The sequence below is a fragment of the Mizugakiibacter sp. genome (assembly GCF_039680435.1).
GTDB lineage: Bacteria > Pseudomonadota > Gammaproteobacteria > Xanthomonadales > Rhodanobacteraceae > Mizugakiibacter.
This window is the reverse complement of the sequence record NZ_JBDKSX010000077.1, coordinates 50,210-66,017: the sequence shown is the minus strand read 5'-3', so window position 1 is coordinate 66,017 and position 15,808 is coordinate 50,210. Positions and strand designations below refer to the sequence as shown.

Annotated in this window: 13 protein-coding genes; 5 read left to right on the top strand and 8 right to left on the bottom strand. The window is 70.0% G+C overall.

What is annotated here, in order from left to right; genetic code table 11:
* The 3 genes from ftsA to lpxC form a co-directional block, all read left to right on the top strand.
* On the top strand, positions 1-884 hold an 884-nt coding region (gene ftsA / locus ABFC67_RS08175), incomplete at its 5' end, for a cell division protein FtsA (protein WP_346737504.1).
* A 115-nt stretch (positions 885-999) separates the two neighbouring features.
* Complete coding sequence (gene ftsZ / locus ABFC67_RS08170) at positions 1,000-2,181, top strand: cell division protein FtsZ (protein ID WP_346737503.1); 1,182 nt, start codon at positions 1,000-1,002, stop codon at positions 2,179-2,181.
* A 336-nt stretch (positions 2,182-2,517) separates the two neighbouring features.
* Positions 2,518-3,429 carry a UDP-3-O-acyl-N-acetylglucosamine deacetylase gene (gene lpxC / locus ABFC67_RS08165; RefSeq protein ID WP_346737502.1) on the top strand — a complete coding sequence of 304 codons (912 nt, stop codon included), beginning with the start codon at positions 2,518-2,520 and terminating at the stop codon, positions 3,427-3,429.
* 115 nt (positions 3,430-3,544) lie between these two features.
* Here lpxC and ABFC67_RS08160 read toward each other — a convergent pair whose 3' ends face one another.
* Entirely contained in the window at positions 3,545-4,012 is a 468-nt protein-coding gene (locus ABFC67_RS08160; RefSeq protein WP_346737501.1) for a DciA family protein, read from the bottom strand.
* A gap of 27 nt (positions 4,013-4,039) precedes the next feature.
* Here ABFC67_RS08160 and ABFC67_RS08155 point away from each other — a divergent pair, with 27 nt between their 5' ends.
* Complete coding sequence (locus ABFC67_RS08155) at positions 4,040-4,969, top strand: M23 family metallopeptidase (RefSeq protein WP_346737500.1); 930 nt, start codon at positions 4,040-4,042, stop codon at positions 4,967-4,969.
* Positions 4,970-5,134: 165 nt separating this feature from the next.
* Positions 5,135-7,876, top strand: coding sequence for a preprotein translocase subunit SecA (secA, locus tag ABFC67_RS08150; RefSeq protein ID WP_346737499.1), 2,742 nt, complete (start codon positions 5,135-5,137; stop codon positions 7,874-7,876).
* A gap of 67 nt (positions 7,877-7,943) precedes the next feature.
* Here the strand turns inward: secA and ABFC67_RS08145 are convergent, their stop codons facing one another.
* The 7 genes from ABFC67_RS08145 to lptD form a co-directional block, all read right to left on the bottom strand.
* On the bottom strand, positions 7,944-8,858 hold the full coding sequence (locus tag ABFC67_RS08145) for an SH3 domain-containing protein (protein ID WP_346737498.1): 915 nt from the start codon (positions 8,856-8,858) through the stop codon (positions 7,944-7,946).
* 107 nt (positions 8,859-8,965) lie between these two features.
* Complete coding sequence (locus ABFC67_RS08140) at positions 8,966-9,817, bottom strand: symmetrical bis(5'-nucleosyl)-tetraphosphatase (RefSeq protein WP_346737497.1); 852 nt, start codon at positions 9,815-9,817, stop codon at positions 8,966-8,968.
* Positions 9,817-10,203, bottom strand: a complete 387-nt coding sequence (gene apaG / locus ABFC67_RS08135; protein WP_346737496.1) for a Co2+/Mg2+ efflux protein ApaG — start codon at positions 10,201-10,203, stop codon at positions 9,817-9,819. The genes ABFC67_RS08140 and apaG overlap by 1 nt, the downstream gene beginning before the upstream one ends.
* Before the next feature lie 43 nt (positions 10,204-10,246).
* Complete coding sequence (gene rsmA / locus ABFC67_RS08130) at positions 10,247-11,023, bottom strand: 16S rRNA (adenine(1518)-N(6)/adenine(1519)-N(6))-dimethyltransferase RsmA (protein ID WP_346737495.1); 777 nt, start codon at positions 11,021-11,023, stop codon at positions 10,247-10,249.
* Positions 11,024-11,090: 67 nt separating this feature from the next.
* Entirely contained in the window at positions 11,091-12,098 is a 1,008-nt protein-coding gene (gene pdxA, locus ABFC67_RS08125) for a 4-hydroxythreonine-4-phosphate dehydrogenase PdxA (RefSeq protein WP_346737508.1), read from the bottom strand.
* Between the two features lie 5 nt (positions 12,099-12,103).
* Positions 12,104-13,435 (bottom strand): peptidylprolyl isomerase, encoded by a 1,332-nt coding sequence (locus tag ABFC67_RS08120; protein ID WP_346737494.1) that lies wholly within the window; start codon positions 13,433-13,435, stop codon positions 12,104-12,106.
* Positions 13,436-13,472: 37 nt separating this feature from the next.
* The gene (lptD, locus tag ABFC67_RS08115) at positions 13,473-15,746 is read right to left on the bottom strand and encodes an LPS assembly protein LptD (protein ID WP_346737493.1); all 2,274 of its coding nucleotides are present in this window, start codon (positions 15,744-15,746) and stop codon (positions 13,473-13,475) included.
* Positions 15,747-15,808: the final 62 nt, after the last annotated feature.

The following is a 15,808-nucleotide window of genomic DNA, read 5'->3' as shown; positions in this document are numbered from 1 at the left end:
CGGTGGCGATCCCGGCCGACCGCAAGGTGCTCTACAAGGAGCCGCAGGAGTACCGCATCGACGGCCAGGACGGCATCCGCCACCCGGTCGGCATGAGCGGCGTGCGCCTCGAGTCCAGCGTGCACCTGGTCACCGGCGCGGCCAGCGCGGTGCAGAACATCAGCAAGTGCATCAATCGCTGCGGGCTGGCAGTCGACGAGCTGGTGCCGGCCGCGGTGGCCAGCGCCAAGGCGGTGCTGACCGACGACGAGCGCGAGCTCGGCGTGTGCGTGGTCGACCTCGGCGCCGGCACCACCGACATCGCCATCTACACGCAGGGCGCGATCCGCTACACCAAGTCGCTGCCGGTCGGCGGCGACCAGGTCACAAACGACATCGCCTACGGCGTGCACACGCCGAACGCGCACGCGGAGGAGATCAAGATCAAGTACGCCTGCGCGCTGGCCCAGCTCGCCCACGCCGAGGAAACCATCCAGGTGCCCAGCGTCGGCGACCGCCCGCCGCGGCGGCTGGCGCGCCAGGCGCTCGCGCAGTCGGTGCAGGCGCGCTACGAGGAGATCTTCGAGATGGTGCAGGACGAGCTGCGCCGCTCCGGCTACGAGAGCCTGGTCGCGGCCGGCATCGTGCTCAGCGGCGGCGCCGCCAAGATGGAGGGCGCGCTGGAGCTGGCCGAGGAGATCTTCCACAAGATGGTGCGCGTCGGCATGCCGCAGCACGTCACCGGGCTCGCCGACGTGGTTTCCAACCAGATCCACGCCACCGGCGTCGGCCTGCTGCTGCACGGCGCGCGCATGGGCGGCATGCGCCACGCGCCGGGTCCGGTGGCGGGCAGCGTCGGCGACGTGATCGGCCGCATGCGCGGCTGGTTGAGCAAGAACTTCTAGCGGCGCAGGAGGCGCCGCCGGGCGGTGCGGGTCGCCGCCCTTGTACCCGAACCGCGCAGGAGCGCGGCGCGGGAAGACGACAAAACAACGAGATCGCAAAGACGGAGGACGGGAAATGTTCGAGCTGGTCGAGAAACTCGCACCCAATGCGGTGATCAAGGTGATCGGCGTGGGCGGCGGCGGCGGCAACGCCGTGGCCCACATGGTCAATTCGCAGATCGACGGCGTCGAGTTCATCTGCGCCAACACCGACGCGCAGGCGCTGAAGAACTCCGGCGCCAAGGTGACCCTGCAATTGGGGGCCAACGTGACCAAGGGCCTCGGCGCCGGCGCCAACCCCGAGGTCGGCCGCCAGGCCGCGCTCGAGGACCGCGAGCGCGTGGTCGAGATGATGGAAGGCGCCGACATGGTGTTCATCACCGCCGGCATGGGCGGCGGCACCGGCACCGGCGCGGCGCCGGTGGTGGCGCAGCTGGCCAAGGAGATGGGCATCCTGACCGTGGCGATCGTCACCAAGCCGTTCCCGTTCGAAGGGCGCCGGCGCATGCAGGTCGCGCTGAAGGGCATCGAGGACCTGCAGCAGCACGTCGACTCGCTGATCACGGTGCCGAACGAGAAGCTGCTGACCGTGCTCGGCCGCGAGGTCACGCTGCTCAGCGCCTTCAAGGCCGCCAACGACGTGCTGCTCGGCGCCGTGCAGGGCATCGCCGACCTGATCACCCGTCCGGGCCTGATCAACGTCGACTTCGCCGACGTGCGCACGGTGATGTCCGAGATGGGCATGGCGATGATGGGCACCGGCACCGCCCGCGGCGACGACCGCGCCCAGGCCGCGGCCGAGTCGGCGATCAACAACCCGCTGCTGGAGGACGTCAACCTGTCCGGCGCCTGCGGCATCCTGGTCAACGTCACCGCCGGCCCGAACCTGACCATGCGCGAGTTCGACGAGATCGGCCGCGTGGTGCACGACTTCGCCAGCGAGGACGCCACCGTGGTGATCGGTACCGCGCTCGACCCGGACCTGCAGGACGACGTCCGCGTGACCGTGGTCGCCACCGGCCTCAACCGCGCCGTCGTCACCCGCGGCGCGCCGGCGATGCGGCGCGAGGAGGCACCGGCGCCGCGCCCGCGCCCGGTGATGCTGCGCACCGGTACCGGCACCGAGGTGGTGGACTACGCCGCCCCGGCCCGCGCGCCGGCGCCGCGCGCCCAGGCCGAGGCGCAGGTGGAGGCCAAGCCCGAGCCGACCATCGACTACCTGGACATCCCGGCGTTCCTGCGCCGCCAGGCGGATTGAGGCCGACGCTCCGGCCCCGCCGGCGACGGCGGGGCGGCGCCCGCGGTGACGCGGCGCGCATCCCCCGGTCCGGGCGACCGGGGGAGTAATCCCCACCGGGGCGGCTCCCCGTCCGCCGCCCCGGTCAGGCCGCCTTCTCGCGAAGGCGGGGCAGCCTTGGCCGCGGCCATTCCCGGGTGGATGGCCGCGGCACTTTCCTTCGGGGGCGGAGGAGAGTAAAAGTTAAGAAATCGTGACCGCCGTCTGAATTTGGACTGGCCGGTTTATTTTCAGGGCCGGGTGGTGTGCTAGCATCCGGCGCACTTTTGCTGCTGCCCCACGGGATTACAACTAGAAATGATCAAGCAGCGTACGCTCAAGAACGTCATCCGGGCGACGGGCGTCGGTCTGCACACGGGCGACAAGGTCTACATGACCTTGCGGCCCGCAGCGGCGGACACGGGCATCGTGTTTCGCCGCACCGACCTGACCCCCCCGGTGGAGATCCCCTCCCGCTGCGAGAATGTCGGCGATACGCGCCTTTCCAGCACGCTGGTGAAGGACGGCGTGCGCGTCGGCACGGTCGAGCACCTGCTCTCGGCGATGGCCGGGCTGGGCATCGACAACGCCTACGTCGACCTGTCGGCGCCCGAAGTGCCGATCATGGACGGCAGCGCGGGACCCTTCGTGTTCCTGCTGCAGTCCGCCGGCATCGAGGAGCAGGAGGCGCCCAAGCGCTTCATCCGCATCAAGAAACCGATCAAGGTGCAGGATGGCGACAAGTGGGCCCGCTTCGAGCCGTTCGACGGCTTCAAGGTGGGCTTCTCGATCGACTTCAATCATCCGATCTTCACCAAGCGCTCGTCGATGGCCGAGATCGACTTCTCGACCACCTCGTTCGTCAAGGAAGTCAGCCGCGCGCGCACCTTCGGGTTCATGCGCGACATCGAGATGCTGCGCGAACGCAACCTGGCGCTGGGCGGCTCGATGGACAACGCGATCGTGCTGGACGACTATCGCGTGCTGAACGAGGACGGCCTGCGCTACGAGGACGAGTTCGTCAAGCACAAGATCCTCGACGCGATCGGCGACCTGTACCTGCTGGGCCACAGCCTGATCGGCGCGTTCTTCGGACACAAGTCGGGCCACGAGCTCAACAACCGGCTGCTGCGCACGCTGATGGCCGACGCCGAGGCGTGGGAAGAGGTGATCTTCAGGGATCCGGAGACCGCTCCGATCTCCTATACCCATCCGGCGCAGGCGGTGTAACATCCGTTGACATTTGTGACGCCCATCCGGGACCGGGTGGGCGGGATTCGAGATAGTCGCACCACAACAACAAGCGGTACCGCGACGGGGCAAGCCCGTCGCCAGAGGGGCGGACCTAGCGTCCGTGCGGGGAAGACAATTCGGCGAAGGACGCCAGTTCCAGGAACAAGGCCCGCAATTCCGGGTCTGTGAGGGACTTTGCCGCAGCCTGCAGGTGGCGGGCGGCGGCAGGCGAAAGGGGCTTCCGCCCAGCCGGCTCCGGGGGAACGGACGGCAGGGTTGCCACTTTCACGGTGACCGATTCGGCCCGCACGCCCAGCGTGCGCGCGGTGGAGAGGATTTGTGCCTGTGCCAGGCGCAGCCTCGAAGCCCAGGCGGGAGAGGACGCCAGAAAGACGACGCGACCGTTGCGTACATCCGCGAACCTGACCTGATCGCGGAGCGGGACGGGCAGCGTCTGGCGCAGTCGCTGGTCCATCCGATCCAGCTCGCGCGCGCGTTCGGCCAGCGCCGCGACGGAAACGCATTCGCCCACGGGCACCGGCCCGGAGCGTTTGCGGCGTGATGGGGACGACGGCTGCACGGCGGAAACCTTCTCGAACGTGTGCGCATGAATATCTTACTCGTCTCCAGGTCCACCAAGGCTCCCAAGACCGTCGATCTGACCTGCACGCGCGTGCGCCGACGCATCGCCGTCGGCCTCGCCTCCGCGGTGCTCGCCTGCGCGGGCCTCGGTGCGGGCCTGGCGCTGTGGCTGGCCAACCCGCGCGATCGCGCGCTGGCCGAGATCGCGACGCTGAAGGCGCAGGTCGCGCAGCAGCGCGTCCAGCTCGGCGAAGTGCGGCGTGGTGCCGAGCGCGACATGAACGCGATGGCGGTCCAGCTCGGCCGGCTCGAGGCGCAGGCGATGCGCCTGGACGCGCTGGGCGAGCGCCTCACCCAGGCCGGCAAGCTCGGCGACGGCGAGTTCGATTTCGACCAGCCGCCCGCGGTTGGCGGCCCGGAGCTCGCCGGCGGCGACAGCTACGCGCTGCCGCAGGGCCTCGGGCGTTCGATCGACGACCTGCGTGCGCAGTTCGACCGCCAGCAGGCCCAGCTCGACGTGCTCGAGAACCTGCTGCTGGACCGCAAGGTCGATTCCGCGCTGCGCCCCACCGGCATGCCGGTGCCGGGCTACATCGCCTCCTATTTCGGCAGCCGCGCCGATCCGTTCTCGGGCGAGAAGGGCTTCCATGCGGGCCTCGACATCGACGCCGCCTGGGGTACCGGCATCCACGCCGTCGCCGAGGGCGTGGTTACCTACGCCAGCACGCGCTCCGGCTACGGCAACGTGGTCGAGGTCGACCACGGCAATGGCTACATGACGCGCTACGCCCACGCCAGCAGGCTGCTGGTGCATCCGGGCCAGCGCGTGCACGCCGGGCAGGTGATCGCCGACGTCGGCTCGACCGGCCGCTCGACCGGACCGCACGTGCACTTCGAGGTGTGGTACCAGGGCCGGCCGGTCAATCCGCTGGCCTACGTGCGCGGCCACCGCTGAGCGGGAACCCCGCCGCGCGAGCCCGGTCCAACACGCGGGGTTGAAACCCCGCCGCCGCGTCGCCATGCCTTTGCGGGCGTGGCGACCGCCTCGTAGTATCATCGCCGTTTCGCGTCCGCCGCAGCGGGCGTCCGTCCTTCCATTTCCTTGGCCTGCGCATCGCCGATGTTGAACCGTGTCCTGACGAGCCTGTTTGGCAGCCGCAATGAGCGCGTGGTGCACCAGTTGCGCAAGAGCGTGGCCCGCATCAACGCGCTGGAACCCGAGCTGCAAAAGCTCGACGACGACGCACTGCGCGCCAAGACCGCTGCCTTCAGGCAGCGCCTGGCCAACGGCGAGGCGCTGAACGCGCTGCTGCCGGAGGCGTTCGCCGTCGTGCGCGAGGCCTCGCGCCGCGTGCTCGGCCTGCGCCACTACGACGTGCAGCTGATCGGCGGCATGGTGCTGCATTCGGGCAAGATCGCCGAGATGCGCACCGGCGAGGGCAAGACCCTGGTGGCGACGCTGCCGGTGTACCTGAACGCGCTGGAAGGCAAGGGCGTGCACGTGGTCACGGTGAACGACTACCTGGCGCGGCGCGACTCGGCGTGGATGGGCAAGGTCTACGGCTTCCTCGGCATGAGCGTCGGCGTCGTGTGGCCGGGCATGGACCACGCCGACAAGCGCGCCGCGTACGCCGCCGACATCACCTACGGCACCAACAACGAATTCGGCTTCGACTACCTGCGCGACAACATGGCGCTGTCGCAGGACCAGCGCTACCAGCGCGGGCTGCACTACGCGATCGTCGACGAGGTCGACTCGATCCTGATCGACGAGGCGCGCACGCCGCTGATCATCTCCGGCCCCGCCGAGGATTCGCCGCAGCTCTACGTCAAGGTCAACAAGGTGGTGCCGCGCCTGACCCGGCAGGAGAAGGAGGACGGCGCCGGCGACTACTGGGTCGACGAGAAGCAGAAGCAGGTGCACCTGTCGGAAGACGGCATGGAGCACGCCGAGCAGCTGCTGCACGCCGACGGCGTGATCGAGGCCGACTCCAGCCTGTACGACGCCGGGAACCTGGCGGTCGTGCACCACCTCAACGCCGGCCTGCGCGCGCACGCGTTGTACCACCGCGACGTCGACTACATCGTGCGCGACGGCGAGGTGATCATCGTCGATGAGTTCACCGGCCGCACCCTGCCGGGCCGGCGCTGGTCGGACGGCCTGCACCAGGCGGTGGAGGCGAAGGAAGGCGTGCCGATCCAGCGCGAGAACCAGACGCTGGCGACGATCACCTTCCAGAACCTGTTCCGCATGTACAAGAAGCTGTCCGGCATGACCGGCACGGCGGACACGGAAGCCTACGAGTTCCAGCAGATCTACGGCCTCGAGGTGGTGGTGATCCCGACTCACCGGCCGATGGTGCGCAAGGACCACGCCGACCTGGTGTTCCTGACCCAGAAGGCCAAGTTCAAGGCGGTGCTGGAGGACATCCGCGACTGCCACGGGCGCGGCCAGCCGGTGCTGGTCGGCACCACGTCGATCGAGACCTCCGAGCTGCTTTCGCAGCACCTGCAGCAGGCCGGCGTCCCGCACCAGGTGCTGAACGCCAAGCAGCACGAGCGCGAGGCGAACATCGTCGCCCAGGCCGGGCAGCCGAACGCGGTCACGATCGCCACCAACATGGCCGGCCGCGGCACCGACATCGTGCTCGGCGGCAGCCTGGAGGTCGAGCTCGCCGAGTTGCCCGCGGAGGTCGGCGAGTCCGAGCGCGCGAGCGTGCGCGCCGACTGGCAGCGGCGCCACGAGCAGGTGCTGGCCGCCGGCGGCCTGCACATCGTCGGCACCGAGCGGCACGAGTCGCGGCGCATCGACAACCAGTTGCGCGGCCGCTCCGGCCGCCAGGGCGACCCGGGTTCCTCGCGCTTCTACCTGAGCCTCGAAGACAACCTGATGCGCATCTTCGCCGGCGACTGGGTCGGCCGCTGGATGCGTGCGTTCGGCATGAAGGAGGACGACGCGCTGGAGGACCGCATGGTCAGCCGGCAGATCGAGAAGGCGCAGCGCAAGGTCGAGCAGCACAACTTCGACATCCGCAAGCACCTGCTCGAGTTCGACGACACCGCCAACGACCAGCGCAAGGTGATCTACGAGCAGCGCAACGAGCTGCTCGACAGCGAGAACGTCGCCGACACCGTGGCCGACATCCGCCGCGACGTGTTCGAGGAGATGGTGCAGCGGTACGTGCCGGCGCAGAGCATCGACGAGCAGTGGGACCTGCCGGGCCTGGAGAAGGCGCTCGACGCCGACTACGGCCTCCAGCTCGACCTGCAGCGTTGGGTCGAGCAGCAGGCCGACGTCGACGCGGAAGCGGTTCACGCGCACGTGCTGGAAGCCGCCGAGCGGCTGTTCCGCGACAAGGAAGCTGCGGTCGGCAGCGAGGTGATGCGCGCGCTCGAGCGGCACGTGATGCTTTCCGTGCTCGACAACGCATGGAAGGAGCACCTCGCCAGCATGGACTACCTGCGTCAGGGCATCTACCTGCGCGGCTACGCGCAGCAGCAGCCCAAGCAGGTGTTCAAGACCGAAGCGTTCGAGATGTTCTCCGCCATGCTCGACCGCATCAAGCGCGAGACCACGCAGATCCTGGCGCGCATCCGCGTGCGCAGCGAGGAAGAGGTGCAGGCGCTGGAGGAGCAGCAGCGCCGCCAGAGCGAGCGCGCGCCGCTGGAGTTCCAGCACGCCGAGGCCAGCGGCTTCGCCGCCGAACCGGCCGCCGCCGCGCAGGCGTCGGCGGGCGAATCCGCCGTCGCCGCCGCCGCGCATACGCCGGTGATGCGCGAAGGCCCCAAGGTCGGCCGCAACGATCCCTGCCCCTGCGGCTCCGGCAAGAAATACAAGCAGTGCCACGGCCGGCTGGCTTGAGATCGGTCGATTCACCCGGTAGATAGAGGAAGGCGGCCCCGCGGCCGCCTTTTCCTTTGCGCAGCTATTACCGCCGCCTTGCCGGTGTCTGGCTCTGCTGCTCCGCAGCGTGATCCCGACTGCGGGTTGCACCTGCAAGCTCCGCCGTCAAGCAGGCACTTCGGAAGTGGAACCGCTGGCGACTTGTTGACGCGGTGACCTGCCCCCGCTGAGCCGCGCCACGCGAATCCGGGTGCAATCCTTCGTCCTGCCGCAGTGGTGGCCCGCCCGGTCCGCCCTTCTTCGGCTTCCTGGGCGGCTGTTGCCCGCCTTGTCCGGCCGGCCGCGTGCGCTGGTATCCCGGGCCGTGTTGCCGGGGCCGCGGCGGATGCTGCTCGCGCGGTCCGTGCGACGGCGGGCCCACGCGGCGGGTGCGGTAGCGGTATTCCCAGCGGTCGCGGTCGCGGTAGAAGTAGCGGGTGCGGTAGTGCGCGCGCCAGTAGTCCGGCAGGACGAAGCCGACCACGCTGATGCCGATCCGCGGACCGTAGTAGATCACGGGCACGTCGCGGCCGTAGTACGGATACATGATGTAGGCGGCATACATCCAGCCGCGGTCGGGCCCGATGACGACGTCGCACCAGGTGTAGTCGCCGAGGCAGCCTTGCACCGAGATGGCGACACCGGCGGGCACGATGGCGACGACCGGATAGTCAGGCGCGGGACCTGCGCGCAGATGCACGCTGACCGAGGCATACACGCGCTGCGCCTGCGCGAGGCCGGGCAGCAGCACCAACAGCATCAGCAGGAATCCCAAGGCGCCGGGCTTCATCATGGCGTACTCCTCGATCAGCCCGCCGCGGTCGCGGGGGACATCGGCGGTGTCGCGGTTTCTATCTGGACGCCGCGCGGGCGGCACATCTTGCGCGAGATCAATGGCGCCGTGCGGCGACCGTCGGCGCGGAGCGACGCGATCGGAATGGGAGCTGGCCAGGGTGGCCAAAAAGGGCGCGTCGCGGCTGCTTCATGGCGACGGACGCTCGCGTTGCACCGCACTGCGACGGTTGCAGGGCGCGCCCGCCTGGGCCGGAAAGCGACGGCCGAGCCGGCCTACTCCTCGCTGCCGGGCGTGCGCCGGCGCTGCGGCTCGGCGGCGACGGCGACGTAGAGCGGGTCGGGCGTGTCGAGGCGCAGCGCGGTGAGCGTGCCGCCCCACACGCAGCCGGTGTCGATCGCGTGGATGCCGAGGCCGGCGAAGCGGCCGAGCGCCGACCAGTGGCCGCAGATGATGCGCGTATCGCGGCGCGCCATGCCGGGCACTTCGTACCAGGGGTAGAGTCCCGGTTTCTGCGTGCCGGGCGCGCCTTTCTCCTCGAAGGCGATGCGGCCGCGCACGTCGCAGTAGCGCATGCGCGTCAGCACGTTGATCGAGGCGCGCAGGCGGTCGAGGCCCTGCAGCCGCGGATTCCAGGCGGCCGGCCGGTCGCCGAACATCTGCTTCAGCAGCCGGCGGTACTGCGGGCCGGACAGCGCCTGCTCGACCTCGCGCGCGACGCTTTGCGCCTGCTCCAGCGTCCATGACGGTGCCAGGCCGGCGTGGACCATGGTCCAGCCGAGCGCGGCGTCGTGGTGCAGCAGCTTCTGCACGCGCAGCCAATCGAGCAGCACGTCGCGGTCGTCGGCGAACAGGACGCGGCGCAGGTCGGGGTTGGTCTTGGCCTGCGCCTCGCGCTTGCGTTCCGCGACCGCGAGCAGGCTGAGGTCGTGATTGCCCAGCGTGATCGTGCAGCGTTCGCGCAGCGAGTGCGCGAGCCGCAGCACTTCCAGCGACTCGCCGCCGCGGTTGACCAGGTCGCCGCAGAACCACAGCGCATCCTGCGCCGGATCGAAGCGCAGCTTGTCCAGCAGGCGCTGCAACTCGGGGTAGCAGCCTTGCACGTCGCCGATCGCCCAGACGGCCATCAGTGCAGGGTCCGCGGGATCGAGAGCGTGAACTGCGGGATCGGCGCCTCGAAGCGCGAGCCGTCGTCGGCCAGCATCTGGTAGCTGCCGCGCATGGTGCCGATCGCCGTTTCCAGCACCGCGCCCGAGGTGTAGCGGAAATCGTCGCCGGGGCGCAGCCACGGCTGCTCGCCGACCACGCCGTCGCCGCGCACCTCCTCGGTCTTGCCGTTGGCGTCGGTGATCACCCAGTGCCGCGACAGCAGCCGTGCAGGCACGCTGCCGCTGTTGCGGATGGTGATGGTGTAGGCGAACACGAAGCGGTTCGCGGCCGGCTGCGACTGCTCGGCCACGAAGCGGGTTTCGACCGCGACGTCGATTGCGTAAGGCGGTTGCGGGGCGCTCATGCGTCGATTGTCGGCCAGCGCCGTCGCGGCGGGCAAGCCCGCGTCACGGCGCGGGCGTTTGCGCCAGCCGCACGAAGTCGGCGGGTGCGAGCGTCTCGGCGCGTGCGCGCGGATCGACGCCGGCGGCGCGGATCGCCGCCTCGTCGAGCACGCCCTTCAGCGCGTTGCCCAGCGTCTTGCGGCGCTGGCCGAAGGCGGCCTTGACGATCGCGGCGAGGCGCTGCGGATCGGCGTCGGGGCGTTCGGCCGGCGGCAGCGGCACCAGGCGCACCACCGCCGAGTCCACCTTCGGCGGCGGGCGGAACGCGCCCGGCGGCACGCGGAACAGCGGCTCGACCCGGCAGGCGAGCTGCAGCATCACGCTGAGCCGGCCGTAGGTCTTGCTGCCCGGCGCGGCGGCCATGCGCTCGACCACTTCCTTCTGCAGCATGAAGTGCATGTCGGCGATCGCATCCGCGTGCGCGAGGCAGTGGAACAGGATCGGGCTGGAGATGTAGTAGGGCAGGTTGCCGGCGAGGCGCAGCTTGCCGCCCGCGGCCAGCGCGGTGAAGTCGACCGTGAGCACGTCGGCGTGGACGATCGTCAGCGCGCCGCGATCGCGCGCGCGCGCCTCGAGTTGCGGGATCAGGTCGGTATCCAGCTCGATCGCGGTCAGCGTGCCGGCCGCGTCCAGCAGCGGCAGGGTCAGCGCGCCTTCGCCGGGGCCGATCTCGACCACGCGGTCGCCCGGTTTCGGCGCAATCGCCGCGACGATGCGCTCGATGTAGCCGCGCTCGTGCAGGAAGTGCTGGCCGAAGCTTTTCTTGGGGCGGGCGCTCATGGGGCGAGCAACGGATGGGGAGGCATGGGGAACCGGGCGGGTGCGCGGGGCGAATGGCGGTGCAGCCTTATTCGTCTCGCGTTCCCCGTCCCGCTTTTCTTCCGGCAAGGTCCAGCGCCATGCCGGCGGCAGCCACCAGGCTGGCCGGATCGGCGCGGCCCGTGCCGGCGAGTTCCAGCGCGGTGCCGTGGTCGACCGAAGTGCGCACGAACGGCAGGCCGAGGGTGAGGTTGACGGTGCGGTCGAACGCCTCGCTCTTCAGCACCGGCAGCGCCTGGTCGTGGTACATCGCCAGCACCGCGTCATAGCGCGCGCGCATCGCCGGCACGAACGCGGTGTCGGCGGGCAGCGGGCCGAGCAGGTCGAGGCCCTCGGCGCGCAGCGTGTCCATGGCCGGCACGATCGTGTCGATCTCCTCGCGGCCGAGATGGCCGCCCTCGCCGGCGTGCGGGTTGAGGCCGAGCACGGCGATGCGCGGCCGCGCGATGCCGAACTTGGCGGTGAGCTCGCGCGCGACGATGCGCAGCGTGCGTTCGATGCGCTCGCGGGTGATCGCCGCCGGCACCTCGGCCAGCGGCAGGTGGGTGGTGGCGAGCGCCACGCGCAGCGTGTCGCTGGCCAGCATCATCACCACGTCCGCGCCGGCGCGTTCGGCGAAGAATTCGGTGTGGCCGCTGAACGGCTCGCCGGTGTCGGCGATCGAGGACTTCTGCACCGGGCCGGTGACCAGCGCGTCGAATTCGCCGGCGAGGCAGCCGTCGGCGGCGCGCGCCAGCGTGTTCAGCACGTAGAAGGCGTTGCGCGGATCCGGTTTGCCGGGCTGTTCCGGCGCGCGCAGCGGCGTGGCGAGCACGCGCAGCGTTCCGGGCGCGCGCAGCGCGACGCGGCGCTCGGGATCGTACGGCTCGATGCGCAGCGCCACGCCGGCGGCGCGCGCGGCACGCGCCATGAGATCGGGATCGGCAATAACGACGAGGTCCGCGGCGATCGGCGTCGCGGCGAGGCGCGCGACCAGTTCCGGCCCGACGCCCGCCGGCTCGCCGGGCGTGACGGCGAGGCGCGGCAGCGCGGGCACCGCGGTCACGGCGTGTTGGCGCCCGCGGCGGCGCCCTGGCCGAGGCGGATGTCGACGAAGGCGTCGGCGCGGATGCCGCGCAGGAAGTCGTCGTAGACCTCCTCGGCCTTGCGGTTCTGGATCGCCTGCTGCGCCTGCTCGCGCTGCATCTCGCGGCTGCGGTCGACTTCGCGCGTGCCGAGGCGCTGCACCACATGCCAGGCGTCCTCGATCTGGAACGGCTTCGACACTTCGCCGTCCTTCAGCCCGGCCAGCACCTGGCCGATCGCGGTGCCGTACGCGTTCTGCTGGAACCAGCCGAGGTCGCCGCCGAGGTTGGCGCTGCTGGTGTCGTCGGAATCTTCCTTGGCCAGCTTGGCGAAGTCCTCGTGCTTGTCGACGATGCGCTGGTACAGGTCGCTGGCCTTCTGTTCGGCCTGCTGCGGGCTGACCAGCTCCGAGGTGCGCACCATGATGTGGCGCGCGTGGTACTCGGTGACCATCTGCTTGGCGGCGGCGTCGCGCTTGTCGACCAGCTTGAGGATCTGGAAGCCGCCGGGGCCGCGCAGCGCGTCGGTGATCTGGCCGGGCTGCATGCCGGCGACCATGTTGACGAACGCGCTGGGCACCTCGTCGTAGCGGCGCCAGCCGAGGTCGCCGCCTTCCAGCGCGTCCGGCGCGTCGGAATAGCGGATCGCGGCGGCGGAGAAGTCCATGCCGCCCTTGAGGTCGGCCTGCAGCTGCTCGACCTTGGCCTGCGCCTTGGCGATGTCGTCGGCGCTGGCGCCCTGCGGCACGCCGACCACGATGTGCGCGAGGTGCACCTCGCCGCTCTTGAAGCCGGGGCTGGACAGCAGGTTGTCGATCTCGGTATCGCTGGCCTGCGCCGCGCCCTGCAGCACCTTCTCGCGCAGGCGCTGCACCATGATCTGGTCGCGTAACTGGCTGCGGTACTGCGCGTAGTCGTAGCCCTGCTGGGCCAGCGCCTGGCGCAATTGCGGCAGGCTCAGGTTGTTCTGCCGCGCGACGTTGGCGATCGCGTTGTCGACCTCCTGGTCGGCGACGCGCACGCCCTGGTCGTTGGCTTTCTGCACCTGCAGGCGCTCGAGGATCAGGCGCTCCAGCACCTGGCGCTGCAGGATGTCCTGCGGCGGCAACTGCTGCGGCCGGTTGGCGTACTGGCGCTGGATGTTCTGCACGGCCTGCTCGAGCTGGCTCTGCAGGATCACGTCGTCGTTGACCACGGCGGCGATGCGGTCGAGCGGCTGCGCCTGCGTGGGCTGCAGCAACTGCGCGCGCACCTGGGGCGCGACGCTGCCGGCCAGCGCCAGCAGGAAGAGGGCGGCGATGCGTTTCATGCGTGGGTGGCCTCAGGCCGCGCGGGACGCGGCACGATCAGTCGTAGCCTTGATAGCCAAGGATAGCACGGCGCAGGAAGGTCCCCGTCTGCTGGCCGACGTTGCCGATGCCCTTGAATTCGATCTCGAAATAAGTGGCATTGGTGCTCTCGCCCTGGAAGTTGTGCACGTAGTGGCGCTGCAGCAGGCGCACCGCCACGCAGCAACTGTCGTACTGCACGCCGGCGAAGGCCTCGAGGGTGCGATGGTCGCGCACCGAGTAGTTCCAGCGGCTGACCAGGCTCCAGCGCTCGTTGACCGGAAGGACCGCGGACACGTCGTATTGTTCCAGCAGGTTGCGCCGGTAGCGGTAGGCGAAGTTCAGGATGCCGTCGTCGGCGATGCGCCGCTGGAAGCCGACGGTGGAGACGTCGGTCATGTTGGTGTTCGGGTTCCACTGCTGCGAGGCCGTCATGCGCCAGCGGTCGCTCAGTTGCAGGGTGAACTGGGCGACGTAGTTGGAACCGGCGAAATCGGTGTCGGGATGGCCCGGCAGCTGCACGCGCTGCGGGTCGAAGTAGTAGATGCGGCCGAGGCTCGCCGACAGCCGCTCGACGCCGCCGTCGTCGAGCAGGCGCGTGGTCAGCGCCACGGTGAGGTCGTTGGCGTCGCCCTGGCGGTCGGCGCCGGCGAAGCGGTTGGTGCTGAACAACTGCCAGTAGTCGAAGGTCAGCAGGCGCGAATCGAAGAGCGGCAGGTTGTCCTGGTTGCGGTAGGGCACGCGCAGGTAATAGAGGCGCGGTTCCAGCGTCTGCGTGTAGCTGTCGCCGAACAGGTTGGCGTCGCGCTCGAACACCAGGCCGGCGTCGACGTCGGCGATCGGCACGCCGCGGTGCGGGCTGCTGTCGGCGCCGCGGTCGAGGTCGTACGTGGTGTAGCGGTAGCCGACCTGCGGCCGCACGAACCAGGCGGCGCCCTCGAACGGCCAGGTCAGGTAGGGGAACAGGTCGAAGCGGTCGCCCTCCAGCGCGTCCGGCTTGCGGAACGCCACCGCTTCGCTCTGCACGCCCCAGCGCAGCCCGCTGTCCTCGCCGAACACGCCGTTCTCGGCGTTGAGGAACAGGCGCGGCAGGCGCTTGTAGGGCTCGCTGCGCACCGACAGGGTGGGATCGGTCAACTGGTAGGCGTCGACGCCGAGGCCCGCCGACCACCAGTCGCCGGAACCGTTGAGGTAGGCGCTGGAACCGAGTACCGAGGTCGCGGCGACGACCAGGCTGTTGCCGAAATCCTCGAAGTAGCGCGCGTCGGACACGCGGTTGACGTTGGTGTTGAAGCTCCAGCCCGGCGCCACCGCGGTGGTGTTGCGGAACACCAGCGAGCCGCGATCGCGGTTCGCTTCGCGGTCGTCCGGCAGCCAGGCGAAATCGAGCTGGCCCTTGCTGGATTCGGTCAGGTAGCGGAACTCGCCGCCGAGCATGTAGCCGCGCGCGGAGTAGCTGCGCGGATAGAGCGTGGCGTCGTAGTTGGGCGCCAGATTGAGGTAGAACGGTAGGGTGATGCTGAACCCGGCGTTGTTCGAGTTCACCAGCGACGGGTACAGGAAGCCGGTCTGGCGGCGGTCGTCGACCGGGAAGCGCAGGTACGGGAAGTAGAAGAACGGCACCCCGCCGTACCACATGCTGACGTTGCGCGCGCGGCCCACGCCGGTGGCGCGGTCGATGCTGAGCGAGCCGGCGTGCATCTCCCACTGGCGCGCGCCCGGGTCGCAGGTCGAATAGGTGACGTCCCGGTAGCGGCTGTGCTCCTGGTCCTCCAGCTCGGCGCTGCGCGCGACGCCGTTGCCGTGCGACTGCAGCAACTGGTAGCGCACGTCGTCGGCGCGTGCGCGGTTGGGCGTCGTGGTGCCCTGCATCGCGGCCGCGGAGAACAGCAGGCCGTGGTCCTGGTAGCGCACGTCGCCGCTGGCGCTGTAGGCCGTGCTGTCGCGCGTGTAGTCGAGGCGCTCGCTGCGCAGCAACTGGTCGGCGCGCTGCATGCGCACGTCGCCGCTGAGGTGGAATACGTTGCTGTCCGGGCTCTGCAGCCGCGCGGCGTCGATGTCCGCCGGCGTCTGCTCGCGCAGCTGCGGATCCTGCGGCAGGCCCGGCTCGTAGAAGTCGAGCAGCGCGTTCGGCTTGCACAGCGCGTAGCTGACCGGCGCCTTCGGACAGGTGAATGCGCCGAGCGGACAGACGTCGCCGGCCTGCGCCGCGCCGGCGGCGCCGTACAGGGCGAGGGTGGTGGCGAGTGCGAGAAGCCGCCGTTGCGGCAAGGGACGTGTGCGACGCTGCACGGGGCCGATCGTCCAGGATGCGAAGGGGCGTAAGATGCCTGAAAGCGCGGTCCGGCGGCAAA

What these genes read in the sequence shown, in the direction of transcription:
- rsmA (WP_346737495.1), bottom strand. Translation starts at nt 11,023, where the DNA reads ATGAGCGCCCGCCCCAAGAAAAGCTTCGGCCAGCACTTCCTGCACGAG.
- ABFC67_RS08155 (WP_346737500.1), top strand. Translation starts at nt 4,040, where the DNA reads ATGAATATCTTACTCGTCTCCAGGTCCACCAAGGCTCCCAAGACCGTC.
- ftsZ (WP_346737503.1), top strand. Translation starts at nt 1,000, where the DNA reads ATGTTCGAGCTGGTCGAGAAACTCGCACCCAATGCGGTGATCAAGGTG.
- ABFC67_RS08120 (WP_346737494.1), bottom strand. Translation starts at nt 13,435, where the DNA reads ATGAAACGCATCGCCGCCCTCTTCCTGCTGGCGCTGGCCGGCAGCGTC.
- secA (WP_346737499.1), top strand. Translation starts at nt 5,135, where the DNA reads ATGTTGAACCGTGTCCTGACGAGCCTGTTTGGCAGCCGCAATGAGCGC.
- apaG (WP_346737496.1), bottom strand. Translation starts at nt 10,203, where the DNA reads ATGAGCGCCCCGCAACCGCCTTACGCAATCGACGTCGCGGTCGAAACC.
- ABFC67_RS08140 (WP_346737497.1), bottom strand. Translation starts at nt 9,817, where the DNA reads ATGGCCGTCTGGGCGATCGGCGACGTGCAAGGCTGCTACCCCGAGTTG.
- lpxC (WP_346737502.1), top strand. Translation starts at nt 2,518, where the DNA reads ATGATCAAGCAGCGTACGCTCAAGAACGTCATCCGGGCGACGGGCGTC.